The 18,090-nt window shown below is 38.3% G+C and carries 13 protein-coding genes; all 13 read right to left on the bottom strand.

The window, feature by feature from the left end; all coding sequences use genetic code 11:
- Window positions 1–148: 148 nt before the first annotated feature.
- The 13 genes from KHA99_RS17095 to KHA99_RS17155 all read right to left on the bottom strand — a co-directional run bounded on the left by KHA99_RS17095 (window position 149) and on the right by KHA99_RS17155 (window position 18,005).
- Complete coding sequence (locus tag KHA99_RS17095) at window positions 149–1,966, bottom strand: AIPR family protein (RefSeq protein WP_213118659.1); 1,818 nt, start codon at window positions 1,964–1,966, stop codon at window positions 149–151.
- Complete coding sequence (locus KHA99_RS17100; protein WP_213118660.1) at window positions 1,963–2,991, bottom strand: PD-(D/E)XK motif protein; 1,029 nt, start codon at window positions 2,989–2,991, stop codon at window positions 1,963–1,965. The genes KHA99_RS17095 and KHA99_RS17100 overlap by 4 nt, the downstream gene beginning before the upstream one ends.
- Before the next feature lie 20 nt (window positions 2,992–3,011).
- Window positions 3,012–5,648: a Z1 domain-containing protein gene (locus tag KHA99_RS17105; RefSeq protein ID WP_213118661.1), complete on the bottom strand. Its 2,637-nt coding sequence runs from the start codon at window positions 5,646–5,648 to the stop codon at window positions 3,012–3,014.
- Window positions 5,641–7,113, bottom strand: a complete 1,473-nt coding sequence (locus KHA99_RS17110; RefSeq protein WP_213118662.1) for an ATP-binding protein — start codon at window positions 7,111–7,113, stop codon at window positions 5,641–5,643. Before KHA99_RS17110 ends, KHA99_RS17105 begins: the two co-directional genes overlap by 8 nt.
- A 440-nt stretch (window positions 7,114–7,553) precedes the next feature.
- The gene (locus KHA99_RS17115; protein WP_213118663.1) at window positions 7,554–7,754 is read right to left on the bottom strand and encodes a hypothetical protein; all 201 of its coding nucleotides are present in this window, start codon (window positions 7,752–7,754) and stop codon (window positions 7,554–7,556) included.
- A gap of 75 nt (window positions 7,755–7,829) precedes the next feature.
- The gene (locus tag KHA99_RS17120) at window positions 7,830–8,636 is read right to left on the bottom strand and encodes a hypothetical protein (RefSeq protein ID WP_213118664.1); all 807 of its coding nucleotides are present in this window, start codon (window positions 8,634–8,636) and stop codon (window positions 7,830–7,832) included.
- A gap of 163 nt (window positions 8,637–8,799) precedes the next feature.
- Window positions 8,800–9,954 carry a serine hydrolase domain-containing protein gene (locus tag KHA99_RS17125; protein ID WP_213118665.1) on the bottom strand — a complete coding sequence of 385 codons (1,155 nt, stop codon included), beginning with the start codon at window positions 9,952–9,954 and terminating at the stop codon, window positions 8,800–8,802.
- Between the two features lie 625 nt (window positions 9,955–10,579).
- Complete coding sequence (locus KHA99_RS17130; RefSeq protein WP_213118666.1) at window positions 10,580–11,881, bottom strand: MFS transporter; 1,302 nt, start codon at window positions 11,879–11,881, stop codon at window positions 10,580–10,582.
- A gap of 391 nt (window positions 11,882–12,272) precedes the next feature.
- Window positions 12,273–12,680, bottom strand: coding sequence for a VOC family protein (locus KHA99_RS17135; protein WP_213118667.1), 408 nt, complete (start codon window positions 12,678–12,680; stop codon window positions 12,273–12,275).
- A gap of 93 nt (window positions 12,681–12,773) precedes the next feature.
- Window positions 12,774–13,553 (bottom strand): enoyl-CoA hydratase/isomerase family protein, encoded by a 780-nt coding sequence (locus KHA99_RS17140; RefSeq protein WP_213118668.1) that lies wholly within the window; start codon window positions 13,551–13,553, stop codon window positions 12,774–12,776.
- 83 nt (window positions 13,554–13,636) lie between these two features.
- Window positions 13,637–15,199: an ABC transporter substrate-binding protein gene (locus tag KHA99_RS17145; RefSeq protein WP_213118669.1), complete on the bottom strand. Its 1,563-nt coding sequence runs from the start codon at window positions 15,197–15,199 to the stop codon at window positions 13,637–13,639.
- Window positions 15,200–15,233: 34 nt separating this feature from the next.
- Entirely contained in the window at window positions 15,234–16,901 is a 1,668-nt protein-coding gene (locus tag KHA99_RS17150) for a long-chain fatty acid--CoA ligase (RefSeq protein ID WP_213118670.1), read from the bottom strand.
- A gap of 300 nt (window positions 16,902–17,201) precedes the next feature.
- On the bottom strand, window positions 17,202–18,005 hold the full coding sequence (locus KHA99_RS17155; RefSeq protein WP_213118671.1) for an IclR family transcriptional regulator: 804 nt from the start codon (window positions 18,003–18,005) through the stop codon (window positions 17,202–17,204).
- Window positions 18,006–18,090 lie beyond the last annotated feature (85 nt).

An 18,090-nucleotide genomic window follows, 5' to 3' on the forward strand; every position in this document is an offset into this window, starting at 1 on the left:
GGTAATATGAGATTTTTAACCAGAAATTGGTAACAACAATTGATTAATTATCCATCTGCAATCTTGATCTCCGAAGTTAATTAAAGGTAATTTGTGATAAGTAAAACACCCTTTGTCTCAAGGAATCAAGACCAAGGGTGTAAAGTTTTTATATGAGATTACTCAATTCCTTCGAACAGCCTTCCTTATACTGCACCCAACAAGCCTCTTGTTTTGCCCACTGAGTTACGTTGCGATCTCCGGCAGAATCTTTGAGGAAAGCTAGAGTCTTGTCAGCAATTATCCTGATTACATCATCCCATTTATCGGATAGAGACTGTGCATTCCAAACCTCTACCAGGTCTATTTTGTCACCGTATATATGATTAAGCATAGCGACAGTATAATAAATGACATTAGCCTTATATCCCCGCAGCTTCATCTCTTCGACGATTTCTTGAACACGTTTATTAATAATGGCTTTGCCGATTAACTTTTGGTAAACAGATAATGTCATTTTAGATTGAGAGTTTCCTTCTGTCTTCCAGAAACTCTTGTTTAAATCCATAAACTTATTGAATGCTTCTTCCCCGCCCTTACTTGAAGTATGAGGATAGCCTTCCCATGACATAAAGTACTTGGCTATATCTACCTTAGTCAGCACTTTATCTTTAGGATATTGCTTTTTAAATTCTGTTTGTTCTTTTCCACGTTTCCTGCGGTTAATATCCACCATATACTGGCCTCTTGCCCGCTCAAAATACCATTTGCTCTCAGGCTTACGTCCATCAAATACAGGAATCCAAATATTTCGGGAAAACTTCTCCAAGTCTGACATAAACCTTGTATTGGCAAGGAGGTCAGATTTGTTAATTTTATTTTGCGTATTGGCGTACTGGGAAATGCGCGAGACCATTTCATCTTCTAACAAATGCTGGTCCTGCGTAGTAAACTCATTAACCAACAGAATCGTTAGCTTTGCTTGTACAAAGACATCCTTCAGATTGATACCATCTTTGTATGCCTGATGAATCGAAGCCGTTGTTTGCCCACCATTTACAATCTGCCAGCCGCTTAGCCCCTTGATTTTATATAAATTTTCCGCCGTATCAATCTTCTCAATTTCCGCTGCACGAGCAACCGTAGAAATACCGTTATTATATGCAACGAACATTTTCCGCTGGAATGGATCCTTTAAAGTATCGCGTATTCCTTTATTTGTTCCACCCCTTGCTTGAAGGAAGGATCTTACATTTCGTTCCACCAGCTTTTGGCCCCACTCGTCGTAGGCTTTCGCTAAAAGCTCAGCGGAAATATAGCCAACATAACAATCAAAGTTTTTCACACCGCTGACTGGGTCTGGTACAAGCACCATTGTTAATGGTTCCCCATAATCCCGCTCAAAATCAATATAATCAGTTTCTATGCCCTGCTCAGCGGTTATCAGCTGCTGGACACGGTCAATATCCCAGACTTGGACATTTACAGTCTCAATCCCTGAAATGGAAATTTCAACAGGTTTATTTGAGGTATAGTATAAATTTGTGACCACAAAGATATTTATTTCATTAATAGATTCAATATGATCCGATATTAACTTAGCAAGATCATAAGACTGCAATGATTGATCAATGGTCTCCATCAGGGATTGCACATTTGTAATAAACCTTTTTGCCTTGTTCGCAATTTCCGATATTGCCGTCATGCTGATCGTGAGCAAATCATCCTCGTTTTGCTCAAAATTATAATCAACAACATATAAATCTAACGTATTGTTCTCCTCATCATATGCATAAGCATTAACGGCAATATTTTTCGATGTATCTAAATACGGAGGAAACAAAATTTCGGGCTCATCCGGGCGGTCCATAAAGGTCAGCATCTTATCAAGAAATGGAATTTGGTAACTCCCTGCCTTAATTGCCTTTTCTTCTAATTCCTCCATAAAGTCTATAAGAAATTCTTTTCGTTGTCTTAATTCAATCATTTTTCCCCATCCACTCTAAAGTATTGAAATATTGTCTCCTTATCCCTTTCAAATTCCGAACAATGAGTTAAGTCTATATTATATGTTACATGAGAGATTCCTCTTGGGAGATCCTTTTTAAGTAGCCTTGGAAACCCTGCCCCCGCCTCGTAAACCTCAATATTTTCTACAAAGTAAAGGGGTTCGGCATATTCCTCTTCCCTAAATCCCAGATCCATTAAGAAGTCGTTATAGATAAGGGCAATTCGTTCTGAACGCTTCGCAATTTTTTCTTTGACTTGGACTGCTAAATCCTGAAGAGACATTCCATGAGTCTTGCTTTGCTCTAAGAAACAAACATACAGATAGATTGTAGAAATAGCTTCACTTAGTTTTAATTGGTCCTCATTCGAGATTTTAATTGATTTAGATAGTTTCTCTGAAACAGTTTTTATTTCCAATCCGAATTTATTGCTTTTAAAATCAATTCTTCCTTTAGTCGGCCCATACCACTGCTCAATAATCAGAGGTGGCTGCCCGGGGAACTTATCCAGCCATTCATTAATAAACCATAGCTCCCCGAATAAGCCTCTTTGCTGCTCATCCGAAAGCTTTCTAAAGCCGCCTCTTTGAAAAAATGTTCTCCATCTATCCAAGACAGTAAATATATTGGAAAAAAGAGAATCCTCTTTATTGTTCATTAAATGATCCACTAAATTTTGAAGAACCGAATCAAAAATCTCAGTGTTTTGTTCATCTTCCTGCCGTATGATTAGTACATGCCGATTTTTCAAAGAAAAAATCTTCTCAAAATACTCCATTTTTATCGATAATCCTCGCCATTTTGGGAGGGCATTTAGCTGCTCATCCTCCCACGGGGATTGTCCTAAATCAATATACAGCATTCTGTTTAGATTGCCAGCATCAATCCCTGCAAAAATAATTGGAGCTTCATCGGTTAGTACATTCAATTTATAAAATTCATCATTTGATTGGTCTTTCAGTTCCCCAATCATCTGTTCAAATTCCGTTTTAACGTCTACCACAGCCATTCTCCTTTTAATAGTTATTGGACAGTCTTATTTACCTGGTAAACATCAGTTTCGTCTAATTCAGAATAAGGGAATGAAATGGCTATACCGATTGGGACAAGTTTTTCCGAAAATGGGACATCCAAGTTTTTAAAAACAGGGACATTTGGATTCAATGGATAAATTAACAGCATCCCATTTTCTCTTGGACGCAATTTACGTTTATCCTTCCTATCCTTTTTATCCTTAAGTTTTTCAGGGTCAATATCGATATATTCCTGGTTAGGAGCTACAATTGCCTTTATATCTACATCCTGTTCCTTGTTGCCTGACGGTTTCATGTCTGTTCCCCGTCCTACTGCCGAATCTAAAGTTAAGCCTCCTAAATTTACTGGGTATGGGCCAGCACCTGTCGGATCACCTTCAACAACAGCAACAGTCCAATTTGTTAATTCCCCTTTATCGTTGGCAAATTGAATATAATTCTTCATCAAACCGGAATCAGCCTTATTCCCTCTAGTCTCATAATCGCCCAGAAATTCTTTAACAATGTCAGCTTTTACATGAGATGCTACATAATAGCCGGTTTTTCCCCTGCCGATGTTGGTTTTTACAAAATCAAGATTGTTAACCAGCTTTTCTGCAGCCTCCATATTAGTTTTATAAAACTTCTCGCTGTGTCCGAATATCCTAGTCTGCTGCAAGGTGCCTTCATAGATAATTGTTGATGAAATAGCATTTTTCATTTTTAACGGGCTTGTTAAGGTCATTGTTGGATGGCTTAACATTTTCACCGCATATTCCATTGGAGTTTTTCCTATTTGTGCCAGCCGGTCGAATTCCTCTCTTAATTCGACCATAGCGATGGCCAAATGCTCAAAGTTCGAAGCTATTTCTTCAGAAGTGTAAATTCTGCATAGATCCATATAGCCTTTTCTATATCCGAACCAGCGTCCCATCTGCATAAGAGTGTCATACATGAGAGTGTTTCTGAAGTAATAGGTAATGCTCAACCCTTCCAGGGTCAGACCGCGGGATAATTTATCTCCCCCGACCGCAATGACATTCAGGCCATCCTCTTTATATTGATGGTAATCCAAGGCATCCTTGCTGTTTCCGTTAATTTCAAAAACCTGAATAATGCCAGCTGCTGCTTTAAGTTCCTCATAAACCTCTTCCCAGCTGTATATTTTAATATCTTCCGGCCACTTCTCCGTCGTAGGCATGAAATCTTGTTCGTAAAGAGCTTTTATTTCTTCAAGAACGTTACTTTTTGGATTATATTGAATCTGATGTGAGATCGCCTCAAAAGTCCTTGCCACTTCATCCTTTACATTGGACTGTACATCTTTGAATCGTGATGTGTGTATTAGCATAGAATTATGGGTTTTTCTCTGGCCCCTAAGATTCCTAATGGCTATGGTAAGCAAAAACGCCAATATGGCCTCACGCATTTGAGGAGGAACCTCTTCAAACTTATCCGCATCCGTTTTTTTCTTTATGGTAGTAAATATCTCAATATCTTCTTCTCTTAGATGCCGGATCAAACTAGGCCTCTTATATGACGGGTCTTCATAGACATTAAAAAACTCCTCCGGACCGCAATAATCCTTTGGTTTTGGGAGCCCCACCAAGAAGTCTTTTGGATAAAGGTCCAGTCCCTCTTCAGCTGTTCTTGCATCAGTATTTATAAGGAGATTGGCAAACGGTGTTGCCGTATAACCCGCGTAAGCTTTTCGTTTAAAAACCTCTAAAATTTGTCTTATCAGTCTGTTGATTGTTTTAGGATCCTCATTCTTGACTGGGTCGGATGTGTCAACTGAGGCTTGGTCTGCTTCATCATCCACGATTAAAACAGGGATATCCAAATTATATAAATCACGATGGTATATCAGCTGATCACGCAGAGATTCTAAAACTGTCTTATTTTTCTTTACCACCATTAAAGTAGGGGAATTTAAATTGCTGGTACCCCCATGCTGCGAACTAATATCATTTTCTACTGTAGTCCAAGAGGAAATAATATGCTCTGGAGTATTTGGATAAACACGGGCTACCCCTAGCGGCTTGCCTTCCTTATCCAGCATGCTGCCAATAACCTCTTGATTTAATCTGATCTGTGTCTGAGCCCTTAAGTCATTGTGAATGCCTGATAGTACAATCACTAATTTATATCCGACGTCGAATGCTTTATTAATTAATCCTGTAAAGTTGGCCGTTTTACCAGACTGAACAAAACCAAGGACTATACCGCGCTTGTCAAACGGCTCCATGGACTTAGGATTGCCAAGGGATTTCATGATTTCATTTGTCGTATAATCAATCGTTTCAACTGATTCCATTGGCCAGCCCTTTATTTGGGTTAAAAATTGGCGATACCTTGTCCAAAAAAAGCCGTTGGATATCATTTGCGGGGTAAACCAAGTTTTCCCTTTATTTTCTACCATAATAGGAGGTTTAGGAATATCCACACCTATTTTATACTTTTTGTACATTTGTAAAGACCACATTGCCAATGTTTCTTCATCGATGTCACTGACACTTTGAACTGTCATCTTTGCCATATTAAAAGCCTTTTCAGCTGCTTCTTGCGAGCTAAAAAATGATTTAAACGAGTAGTAATTAGTAGAAAATGTTTGCTCAAAAAGGACTTTCTTATCAAGTTCAATCAAGTAAACCGGCCTCCATTACAATCTTCTTAAGGGTTGCTCTATTAATGCCGTCAAATGCCGGCTGTGTAATCAACATATTCAGGAGCTGTTCTTCATCACCAGCAACATTTATTTTTAATAAAGTCGAGGCAAACTGGATGACAAGCTCTTTTTGAGCATCAGATACCTCTTGAATAATCTCTTCCGGTACTTTTGGTGAATCTATAATGTTGCTTGGCGAACCCAATTGGACAAACTTAAGATATAAATTAAGGAGCTTTGCCGTTTCATCATCTACTTTATTAAATAGCTCAGCTAAAATTGGATGATTTCGATTCAGGATAAATTGCGGTCCATCCTCTCTTCCGGACTGTTCCCACGTGTTCAAACTGCCTTTAAATGTTTGTCCTGTCTTTGTGCTTTGAGTTCGGAAATAGAATATTTCCTTTGATACCTTCCGAGCAATTGCTGAGATAGCCTCAAGTCGTCTTTTCGCTTCTTCAGGAAGATTGATTCCAGACTTTTTTATATCTACCTGCCAATCGGAATCAGCTGCATTCGGCAGATCAATGCGTACCCTTGCAAGCTGTGCAGAAGCATCCTTCGGGAACAATCCCATCCAATCACCATAATGCAACAGGCGGTTCTCCCGGTAGATGTAAAACCCTTGATGATCTCTCCAGCCCTTATAACCGCCTGCTTTTTTGTACTCAGGTTCAGTTAAATGGGAAGCATGGGGCAGAATAAAATATTGGACTTTAATTCTGTTTTCGTTAATTCTCAGAATCTGTATTTCGCCCTCAATTGTATGTTCATGGTATCTCATAAAGGGGTCCCATGGGATTATTTCTTTTCCGTTAATAAACATTTGGACATCGTTTTTTTCTAAAATGGAATGAAAAACAAATTCCAAATGCTTATTTATCCGTGAAACCTTATTAAAAAAGCTGGTTTCTTTTAATGTACGCCTTCCTCCGTATCCCATAAAACGATCCAATTTATCAATGCAGACAATCGTGCCGCTATTCTCCTCTATTGTTCCCATTTTCTCTTTAACTTCTTCAGGAATAGAAGTGAATAGCTGCCATTCGTTGCATTCCGAAACGTGGTCCAAATCCCAGCAGCGTTCATGGTAAACGCCTTCAAATTTCGTTAGAACACTTAAACGTTTACCAAGCGAGAAGGAAGCTGTTTTTAAACCCATTCCGAATCTTCCAAGCTCATTAGCACCCCTTTTTGCGCGGGGGTCTTTTGAGCCTATGTTCATGGCTGTTTGCAGCATCTCTTCATTCATGCCGGTTCCGTTGTCGGTTATGGTTATCATGCCGTCAGATTCGTTGTATTCAAAATTTATATTGATCACAGAAGCTTTAGCATCCAGGCTGTTATCAACTAAGTCAGCTACGGCAGTACTTGGATTGTAGCCTATGGATCTTAGGGCATGTATTACTGGTGCTGCTGATGGTTCTGTTTTAATTACATCCATTTTATTTAAAACTCCATTCCTTACGATAGTCCTATTGTCATTATAACAAATTACAATATTTGAAAAAGAATGGAGATGAATTTCCAACGTTAAATATCTGGATATTTATTGCTAAATATATTTTTCACTTTTATTTGTATCTAATGAAGACAATTGTAGACAATTATTGACAATCATTACACCCATTTCTGGTAAACTATTAGTATAAGTAAATATCTGGAGGTACTATGAATAGCGAAAGACTAGAAAATGCGTTTCGGTCATTTTGGGATGGCAATACACGGAGTAAATGATTACCGTTTCTTTTTTGGTTAGTTGGTTTAGAATAACTTAGAAAAACCAAAATTCACTGGCACCATGCCAGTAGAATAATCATCGTAAACAAAAAAACTCTAATAGTATTTAATACTGTTAGAGTTTTTTTCTAATCTTAAAATATGCTACAGATAAGAATCCGGTTTAATTTTTAGTGCGTATAAAAGATTATTAAGATTGAGTTTAAACGAACCATAGTCTATTTCTTCATTGTTTTTTGATTGACGCACAATGTTTTGGATCTTATCCCAATCTTGTCTTAATCCTCTAGGAATGTCATTTTCCTTTTCTCGGACTTTCTTTAAAGTATCTAAATGTCTATTCATAAGCTCCTCATACGTCATTCTAGGTACTATCGCAGCACCCCTATTACGTCCCATTGGCAGCACTAGCATTTTCTGCTATCTTTTCATCGCCTGGAACTCTGAAAGTTTCATAATGTGCTCATCAAGAAGTGGAAATCCCAGGTCCATAAAGACTTTAATCTCCTGATTATAGAAATCATCTGGTATATCTTCCTCTATGAGCTCTTCTTCCATCATTTTTTCTAGTAACTCTTCTCTTTTCCAGGGAGCCAAATGATCAAATACTTTTCTCTGAGATTCATTAAATCCGCTATATACCTTTTGGAACTGTACTTCTTTGTCATACTTAGTTTTAATTTGGTATACTGTTTGAATTTGACGGTCGATAAGGGGATGGCCCACCTCAACTTGCTTAATAATCTCCTCCGGCACCGTTTCAATATAACGAAATTTCTCTAATGAGAAAAATTGCTGATTCCGGTATTTCATAAGGATTTCATCTCTTTCTAAATCGATGGTATGGAACCCTTTTTTGATATCGCTTATGATTTCCGGAGATAAATTGGTGTAGTTTTCTAGGCAAATTTCTCCTAATTTATAGATTTTCTTTTCTTTCGTATGTAAAACGATATACTGATATCTTAATGGGGTGCCACATTCACAGCGGTATGGCTTATTCCCAAAACCACCGTCTAATACCTCTCTGAGTACCCAGGAATCCAGTTCTTCTTCTACCTCTTCTTCTGTCATTCCTTCGGATAAGGTAACACCTTTCTTTTGAGAAAGGATTTCTAACCATTTACTCTTTTTACTTCTTTTAAGATGTTCACTTAGGAATTCTTTCTGTTTAGCAGTTAATGTATTTTGAATTTCATTAACTTCTTTTTCTGTTAAAGATTCCATATGCTCAATTGGTCATCACCTGTATTATTGGAATATCCATTAATTTGAACAACTGTATCTGCTTTTAAAACAGTGCCTGTCACGCCCCAATCGTACTGAAGAATTCGAAAAAATGTGGGAGGTCACAGGCACTTTAACTAATCAGAACTTTCCTTTATCGTCTTTAAACCGCACCATTTATAACATTCCGCAGCCTTGGCTGATGAATTGCCTCAAAGTTCGGGACCATTTGCTGCATGTAGACAGCTGATAATTTTTCTTTCGCATCGACCATTAGCCATGTACCGGCCCTACCCATCCAGCCAAATTCGCCTAACGAGCTATTGCTGCCCCCGGCGGCTGGATTGATCATCGTGCGAACACCAAGGCCATATCCATAACCTTTTAAAGCATCCCAATTATAATACCTCAAAAGTTCTGGTGATAGATGGTTGGTAGTCATGAGCTCAATGGTTTTCCGCCCTAAAATGCGAACACCATCCATCTCTCCTCCATTCGCCAGCATATGTCCGAAGCGGCTATAGTCTTCTAGCGTAGACAGAAGTCCCCCGCCGCCGCTTTCAATAAGAGTACCCGGCTGGTAGCGTGCATCCATGCTGGTATTTTTTATTAACGGGCCTTCTTCGTTACGGTCATATAAGCTGCAAAGCCGGTGCTTCTTCTCTTCAGGAATCTTGAAAAATGTATCCTTCATTCCAAGCGGGTCAAAGATTTCCTCCTTTAAAAATTGCCCAAAGGTTTTCCCGGCCAACACCTCGATCAATGCACCTAGAATATCATGGCTAAATCCGTAATGCCAACGTGTCCCCGGTTCAAATGCTAGCGGAATGGAAGCAAGAGTTTTTGACAAGTTACGTACGTTCCATTCCTGGCTTTCAGCTTCTGTCTCTAACCTCTTGGCCACCTGGCGTTCCGTTTCAAAGAGGTTTCCTGCGTATGTCAGCCCGGATGTCATCATAAATAAGTCTTTAAGGGTAATAGACCTTGCTGCAGGCACTATTTCAATCTCATTATCTTTGCCAGTTTGATAGACTTGAGGATTTTTAAATTCTGGCAGATACTCTTCAAGCGGATCATTTAGCAAGAAGAGGCCGCGCTCATATAACATTAAAGCAGCCACGCAGGTAATCACTTTTGAGTTTGAATAGATTCGATAAATGGTATCGGGTGCAATAGGCTTTTTTGTTTCCAGGTCCGCATAGCCGACATAATCTTCAAAAACAACTTCCCCTTTATGCATGACCGATAAAGCACAGCCTGCAGGACCGTTTTCTACAAATCTCTTTAATAACGGGCTTAGTCTATGTAACGATTCCAACTGCTTCCTCTCCTTTTTGAAGCGTTTTCAATATTCATTATAGTATAATTTTGGTAAAATCATAATGATTAACATTTCTCAATTACTTGTTTCCTATTCTTCTATAAGTTTGTCTCTTCAAGAAAACCCTCTTTTTCAAGCATAAATAGAGTGCGTGTCACAGCCCGAAATATGCGGAAGAGCAAACAACCAATTGGTAGTAATTGGCACTCTCTTCACTTTCTAGAAGTAATACCTTACTACCTTATTAGATGTCTGTCCACCCTCTGAATCCCGAATAATCTCAAACCGGTATACACCCAATGATTCCATTGCTTTGCAGACTGTGGGCAAATACGGGTTCGGCCCAATAACGAATCGACCTTTTGCCGTTACTCAAAGACGCTTTTACTAGCAGAGGATACTGAATGTCGAAGGTCTGTTTCGAATATTCCTCTGTTTGCAATTTCTGCCTGAGCGATTAATTAATCCAGAGATGTCGTTCCCTTATAAAAATTTCCATGGTTGGCCATATTATGGTTTCTCATAAATAAAAAAGTGCCTGCCATCAACCGAATATAGTCTAGTAGTACCGACAAATTACAGGTAGTGACTGGCACCTATTTAGAAGTGATCCAAAAAGTCTCTAAATCACATGATTAAGATCCTCAGAAATTACTTGTTTATTATCCTTTAATTCTTGTAAATAAACAGGAATGTATGCGATAGCTCCTAGTAATCCCGTGCCAACAAGGAAGAGAAACCCGCTGGCAAAAGAACCTGTTGCATCTACTAAATAGCCGATAACTAACGGGACAATGGCAGCCCAAATATATCCCATCCCGTTAAATACCCCGCCAGCTGTAGCAATATTCCAACTATTCGCCACCCTCTGCAGTGCAGAATGCCCTACAAATGCACCAATGTACACAACTCCTGTTGCAAAAGAAAGTAGCGTAATAATGAGGGTGCTATTTTGAAATAATGTGACAACATACATCAAAGCAGAGGCAATGGTAAGAGCTGCAATTAATATCCAATTTCGATTTTTCAAACGGTCTGCCAGCGGACTTACCGTCAGCATAAGAATAACACTACATATCCATGGCAATGCCGACAAGAAGCTACTTTTGACAAAACTGATATGTAATTCTTTCGTTAGATAGGTTGGAAGCCAGGCAATGAGACCCCAGATAAACCCATTACCAAGACAGTTACCAGCCACTAAAAACCAGTAATCATGGCGCTTCCAAACAGAAGGTTTATTTTCAGCCTGGACATTGTTCTTTACCTCTAATCCTTCACCAATATGCTGTAATTCCCATTTGCTTATGGACGGATGATCAGAAGGCTTATCATACACATAGCGATAAATGAGGACAATCGGAATAATCAAGCCGATAATCCCAAAGACAAAGAAATTAGCCCGCCAGCCTAGAGAAGCTGTCATTTGTCCCAATAATGGAAGAGTAATGACAGGAGCTAACGTAAGCCCTACCAGCCAGATTGCATTAGCGAAGTTTCTTTCTGAAGACGGAAACCAGCGCATAATCAATCGGTCTGTCGTCGGAGTAAGCGGGGATTCAGCAAACCCTAAAATGGCTCGAAAAACAAGCATAAGGATAAACACAGAAGTAAATCCCATAAGAACCATAATTACAGCCCAGGAAATACAGCTAAAGATAAGGATAACCCGCGCACCTAGCTTATCTGAAATCGCTCCCGTAATAAAGTTAGCCAAACCATAAGGGAGTAGAAAAAACGTCATTAACAACCCTTGGGCGGCGAAATCACCCGTAATGCCCAAGGCATCGGTAAAAGGTTTATCCGCTAAAAGGATGGTAATATTGGATCTGTCGACATAGGCAACTAAATACAAAAAAAACAGAGAAAAAGCAATTCCGTATCTTTTTTTGGTTTTTGCAGCTTCCACAACTGAATTTGGCACTATTCTATTCATCCCTTTCAAAGATTGCTACTATTATTTAGCTATCTACTATTTAGTCAATAATTGTTTATATTACTAACAAATAAATCTTAATAATTTTGTATTCTCTAACTTCTCTTAACCAACTAAACTATAAATATTTCACATCCTTTGTAATCGCTTTATTAAACTTGTAATACAATCATACAAGATAGAAATGTTACTATCAATATATTTTTTAAAATTTTCTAAATCTTCTACTGTTTTCATTCTTTTTCAGTATGGCCTTCATTCCCACTGAAATGTGATAAAGTATGAATAAAATGCTTGTAAGCGTAAAATAATCCCCACCTGTTAATCAGATGGGGATTCGATTACTTTATAGATAACTTATTACTTATCGTTCGTTATTTTAACTTTTTTGAGCTCTTGGCTCATTATTTTCGGGTGCCAATTCAATGAGGACACCGTATGCATCCTTTGGATGGATAAATGAAAAATGCGTTCTGTCGAGTATGTTTAAATTCTCTTTCCTAAGTTTTGCGACAGCTTCTTTATAATCGGGATAACAGAAACAAACATGGTGAATGCCTTCTCCATGCTTCGCTATATATTTCGCAATCACACTTTCTTCAGATGTGGGCTCCATAAGATACAAATGAAAATCACCTATTTGAACCACAACGTCCCGATACGATTCGGACGGCGCACTACCGATTTCTGAAATGACACCGCCAAACTTTTCCCCGAAGAAACGTGATGCTTCTTCAAGATCTTTTACAGCAATCGCGAGATAAGGTACTTGCGTTACTTTGTTCACTCCATAATCCTCCTTAAAATTATAAATAGATTAATATTCATGGGAGCTTCTTTAAATGAACTCATTATTAGACTCCTTTCTTAAAGCGTATTGTTACCTCCCTATATATTTCGCTTCACGTTTCTCTTTAAATGCCGCGATGCCTTCCTTATAATCCTCTGTCTGCATCATAATCACTTGGGTTAACCGTTCCAATTCCAACATCTCATCTAAGTCGGAAACGAAGGACTGATTCACTAGCTTCTTCGTCATTTCGTAGGCTTTGCTAGGACCGTTTGCATATTTACTAACAAACTCCATCGCTTTTTCTTCAAATTCATCAGCTTGAATTACTCGATTTACAATCCCCCATTCGAACGCTTGCTTCGCATCGATTGGTTCTGCGCTGAAAAGCAGTTCCTTTGCCCGCTGCGCACCAACAATACGAGGTAGGAAGTATGATCCTCCTCCATCTGTTACAAGGCCAATTTTTGTAAAGCTCATAATAAATTTACTTCCTTCAGCTGCAATGATCATGTCACATGAGAGAGCGTAGTTAAAGGCAGCTCCAGCCGCATAGCCGTGGACAAGCGCAATAACAGGTTTCTCAAATGAACGAATTGCCATAACTAATTCGTTCGTATGCTCTAAAGCATCATAAACACTCGTTCCTCCAAGCTTATGAAAGCCTTTTACATCCCCACCTGCACTGAACGCACGCCCAGCGCCTTGAATCGTCACAACTCGGACATCGTCATTATTTCTTGCTTCTTTCAGTGCATCTATTATGCCTTGCTTCATTTCATAACTGAATGCATTCAAAGAATCGGGACGATTTAAAGTTAACTTCATGATGCCATTTTCAACTTTTACTAATAAATGTTCGTTTCCCATTAAAAAAACCACCTTAATATTTATTTTGAAAATTACAAATATTTACAATAGATCTACCCAAGCCATCAAGGTTTGTTAAAGTTTTACTTTTCTAACCAAATTGTCGAAAAAACTCCTTTGGCCATCATATTTTGCTCATAGCCTTTTAGTTTAGGGCTTGTAGCATCTATCGCCGAAGGAAATAAAAGAGGAATGACTCTCGCTTCTTCCAGAAGAGCTTGTCTCCCAATCTCATGGTATACCTTAGCTCGTTCCTTTAGATCATCGTTTAAAACAGCTTCCGAAAGAAGTGAATCGATTTCTTGAGAACCACCTCCAAGATTGTAATAACTATTTTTAGAATACTGAGAGTTGGTAAGCATTTGTGGGTCAGGTTTTCCAGTCGCAGATGCTAAAAATGCAGGTGTCCCCTTTTCAGCAAAAAAAGTAGAAACCGCTGCAGTTAATTCCATTGATTGGAGATTTACCTCAATACCTATTTCTTTTAATTGACCTTTAATTGCCTCCGCTAGTCTACTTTCATAAGCTGAAGAATAGTGAAGTAAAGTAAATGAGGGATTTTTAAGGCCCGATTCCTGCAATAGTTTCTTAGCTTTTTTTGGATTATATTCGATTTTAGCTTCATTATCATGTGCCCAGTGTCCACTTGGAAAATCACCATATGCAGGCTCGCCGTCACCAAAGTTAATGGATCTAACTAGCGCTTCACGGTTAATGCCATGTTGAACTGCTAATCTAAATGATTTGTTGTTAAATGGTTCTATGTTTCTATTAAGATATAGTTGTGGACGTTTCATTCCTAATATTTTTTTAACTACTATTTTGGGATCGTTTTCTAAATTTGATAGATTTGCTGCATTAATGTTAAAGGCTAAATCTATTTCTCCTGATTTTAAAGCATTAATTCTTGTATTTTCGTCGGCTATAATTTTGATGGTCATTTTATCCAGATAAGGTTTTCCTTCCTGCCAATAATCCTCAAATGCCGCCAAAACAATTTCTCCATTTGGAACCCGGCTTACAAACTTATAGGGGCCTGCACCTACTGGATGCTGGGAATAATTATCTCCATTTTCCTTTACGGCAGTCGGGGAAACCATCATTCCGGCATAATCTGATAATACTAATATAAGAGAGGTATCAGGTTGCATTAAGTGAAATTTCACTGTCAATGGATCGACTACTTCTACACTCTCTATATTTTTCAACTCCGAAACATTCGAATTATCAGAATTCACTCGCTCGATATTAAATTTAACCGCTTCTGCATCAAACGTCGTTCCATCGTGGAATTTAACATTTTCTTGTAAATGAAAAACGACCGTTTTTTCATCGGTAAATTCCCATGATTTCGCAAGTCCAGGTTGTGGTTCAAGTTTTTGATTAAAGGTGACTAGCGTGTCATATACTGGCCAAAGTAATGACTGATCTCCTCCTGAGCTTGACTTAATCGGATCGTAATTACTAATATCCGTGCTATATCCCAGTACAGCCTCTCCACCCTTTTGCGGTTTTTCTTCTTTTGCATTATCATTTGAAACATGTTTATTTTCCGAGCCTGACTTAGAAGAACACCCCACCACGGTCATCGTGAAAGCTAATAAAAGTAATAATCTAACAAAAAACAGAATCTGGAGTTTATACATGACATCATCTCCTTTGTAAAATTTCTATATAATTTTATCTTTGTTTCTGTTCTTGTACTTCTTGAAGCTTTCTCCAAAGAATCTTTCCACTTCCTGACGTCGGAAGCTTATCTAAAAATTGGACAACTCTTGGATATTTGTAAGCCGCCATTTGCTTTTTTGACCAGGTGATAATCTCTTCTTCTGTTGTATTCTCCTTACATTTCTCATTTAAAACAATGAAAGCCTTTACCGTCTCACCTCTTCTTGGATCAGGAACCCCAATTACGCAAGCGTGTTTAACAGCAGGGTGTTTATATAGAAGTGATTCAACCTCTGCAGGCCATACTTTAAATCCAGACGCATTAATCATCCGTTTTACACGGTCAACCATAAAGAAATATCCTTCTTCGTCATAAAAAGCAATGTCTCCTGTTCTAAAAAATGTCTTCCCATCTAACTGAATAAATGCGTTAGCTGTATCTTCAGACCTATTCCAGTAGCCTTTAAAAACTTGGGGTCCATTTAAAATTACTTCTCCTTCTTCATTTGGCCCCAATTCTATCATGGTGTTTGGATCAATAATCCTAGCGTCAACATCAAATTGCGGTACACCCATGCATTGTATTTTCGGTCGATCTCTTGGATTCATGTGTGTCTGTGCAATCGTTTCAGATAATCCATACCCTTCCCCATATTCAATACCAGTTAACTGATAAAGCTTTTCACCAACTGCCTTCGGTAATGCTGCGCCACCTCCACTAATGGATTTCAACGATTTCAGATTATAGTCTGATAAATTGGGATTTGCCAAGAAATCAACCAACATTGTCGCGATACATATCCAATGCGTACAACTATAACGCTCAATTAATTTCCCTGCCGTGTCCCGATCCCATCTAGTCATAACAATAATCGTTCCACCTGTATAAATCGGTGTATTCATAAGGTGTTGCAAGCCGGTTACATGGAAAAATGGAAGAATCGCTAAGCTTACCGCACTTGGCGAATGTTGCGACCATAAACTCGCACCAAAAATGTTGCTTTGCATTGTCTTATGGGTATGCATGCACCCTTTTGGCTTTCCTGTTGTCCCCGATGTATACGGCAAGCAGCATAAATCTTCTGATTTCGCCTCACTTGGATTCGGTATACTTCCAAGGGCCAATGCTTCTTCCCACTCGATCATATGAGGTGAATCAAACACAACCCTTTTTTTGACGACAACGTCTGGAATCGAATAGTCAAGTCCTTGCTGAGCATAATCCGCATACGTAGCAACGATGATTTGCTCTAACGGCGTTTTTCCAAGACTTGGATGGATATGTTCGATTAATTCTTGCCCAGCAATAGCGATCTTCGCTCCACAATCGGTTAAATAGAAGGCAACCTCATCTTTAACATTCATTGGATTAACCGGTACGACTACTGCATCAACTCGCAAGATGGCGTAAAAGGAAATAATATATTGCGGAGAATTTTGCATATAAAGAGCAACACGATCTCCTTTAGAAACCCCTAGGTTTTTTTGCAAAAAACCTGCTAGCCTATTTACTTCATTAGATAGCTGTTTGTAAGAAATTTCTGTTCCGTAATAAATAATCGCTGTTTTATCAGGGTAACGTGCAGTGGTTACCTCTAAATTGTGATGCACCGTTGATTTCGGAACTGGTAACGATGTTCCCAAACGTTTAGGCCAAAATTCATAATGTCTTGTCATCATAAAAAGCCACCGCCAATAATAGATTTTTTTACAAAAAACCAACTTTTCCCTTCTCGACAACAATCCTCAAAAGCTTCGAAAATGAGTTCGCCACTAAGTACACGCTTCACCATTTGATAGGGTCCAGCTGCAACAGGATTATGGATTATTCAGTAAAGAAATCGATGACTAATCTATGAAGTCTAATTTGACAGCGTTACATCCGCGTTGAGAAAATCTTAAGTTTCTTAAGGTTTAACTTTCCGAAATTTATCAAACAGAGCTTATACGCCGCCATTTTTTCTTTGGCACATGCTTTACTTAAAATATTGTGGTAGATATTTGGTGAGCTATATCTTTTAAAAGTCTTCCATACGAATGAAGTTCTTCATCGGATACTTGAGAATAAAAACAATGTGTTGATAAAACGTAGCGAATATCATTATTTCCATCAAATACTGGGGCAGCAACCCCACATACCCCTAAAAAAGTCTCCTGAGAAGCTATAGCATACCCGTTACTTCTAATAATACGTAACTGATTCTTTAATTCTGTAATTGTATCAACCGTATATTCCGTAACTTTCTTAAGACCTCCGGTGTAATCTATGATCGCATCTACTTCCTCCTCATTTAAAAAGGCTAAAAAGCATTTTCCGGTAGATGTCGTTGTCATTGGTCGAATTTGACCTAAATTTACATTAATTCGAAAGTCTTTTGTGCTTTCCTGTTTTGCTAAATAAATCACTTTATCATCGCCATATCTTTGTGAAAAAATACAGGTTTGATTGGTTAGTAGAGATGCCTTTTCAAGAAATACCTGCACTTTTTGTAAATCAATTAAATCTGAGGCCTTTTGACCCAATAGCGTTAGATAAAAACCTAATTTAAATGCTTTATCTTTTTCTGAGTAGGAAACCATATTGAATTTTAGGAGTGAATGTAAAATTCGAAAACTAGTGCTCGGATTTAAGGCAACAGCATTGGAAATTTCGGATACAGATTTACCTTTAGGACTTTCTTTCATTAAGTATTCAAGTATTTTTACTGCATTATCGATAGCTGGTACAACATACTTTTCATTTTTTATATTTTTCGTTTTCGATCCACTTAATTTCCCTTTCATGTTCGACCTCCGTTGTTTTTATTTACAATAACAACAATATTTCTATACATTACTTTCTTCAACGCAATTAGATGAGCGATCACCA

This window comes from Neobacillus rhizophilus, assembly GCF_018343535.1.
Classification (GTDB): domain Bacteria; phylum Bacillota; class Bacilli; order Bacillales; family Cytobacillaceae; genus Neobacillus; species Neobacillus rhizophilus.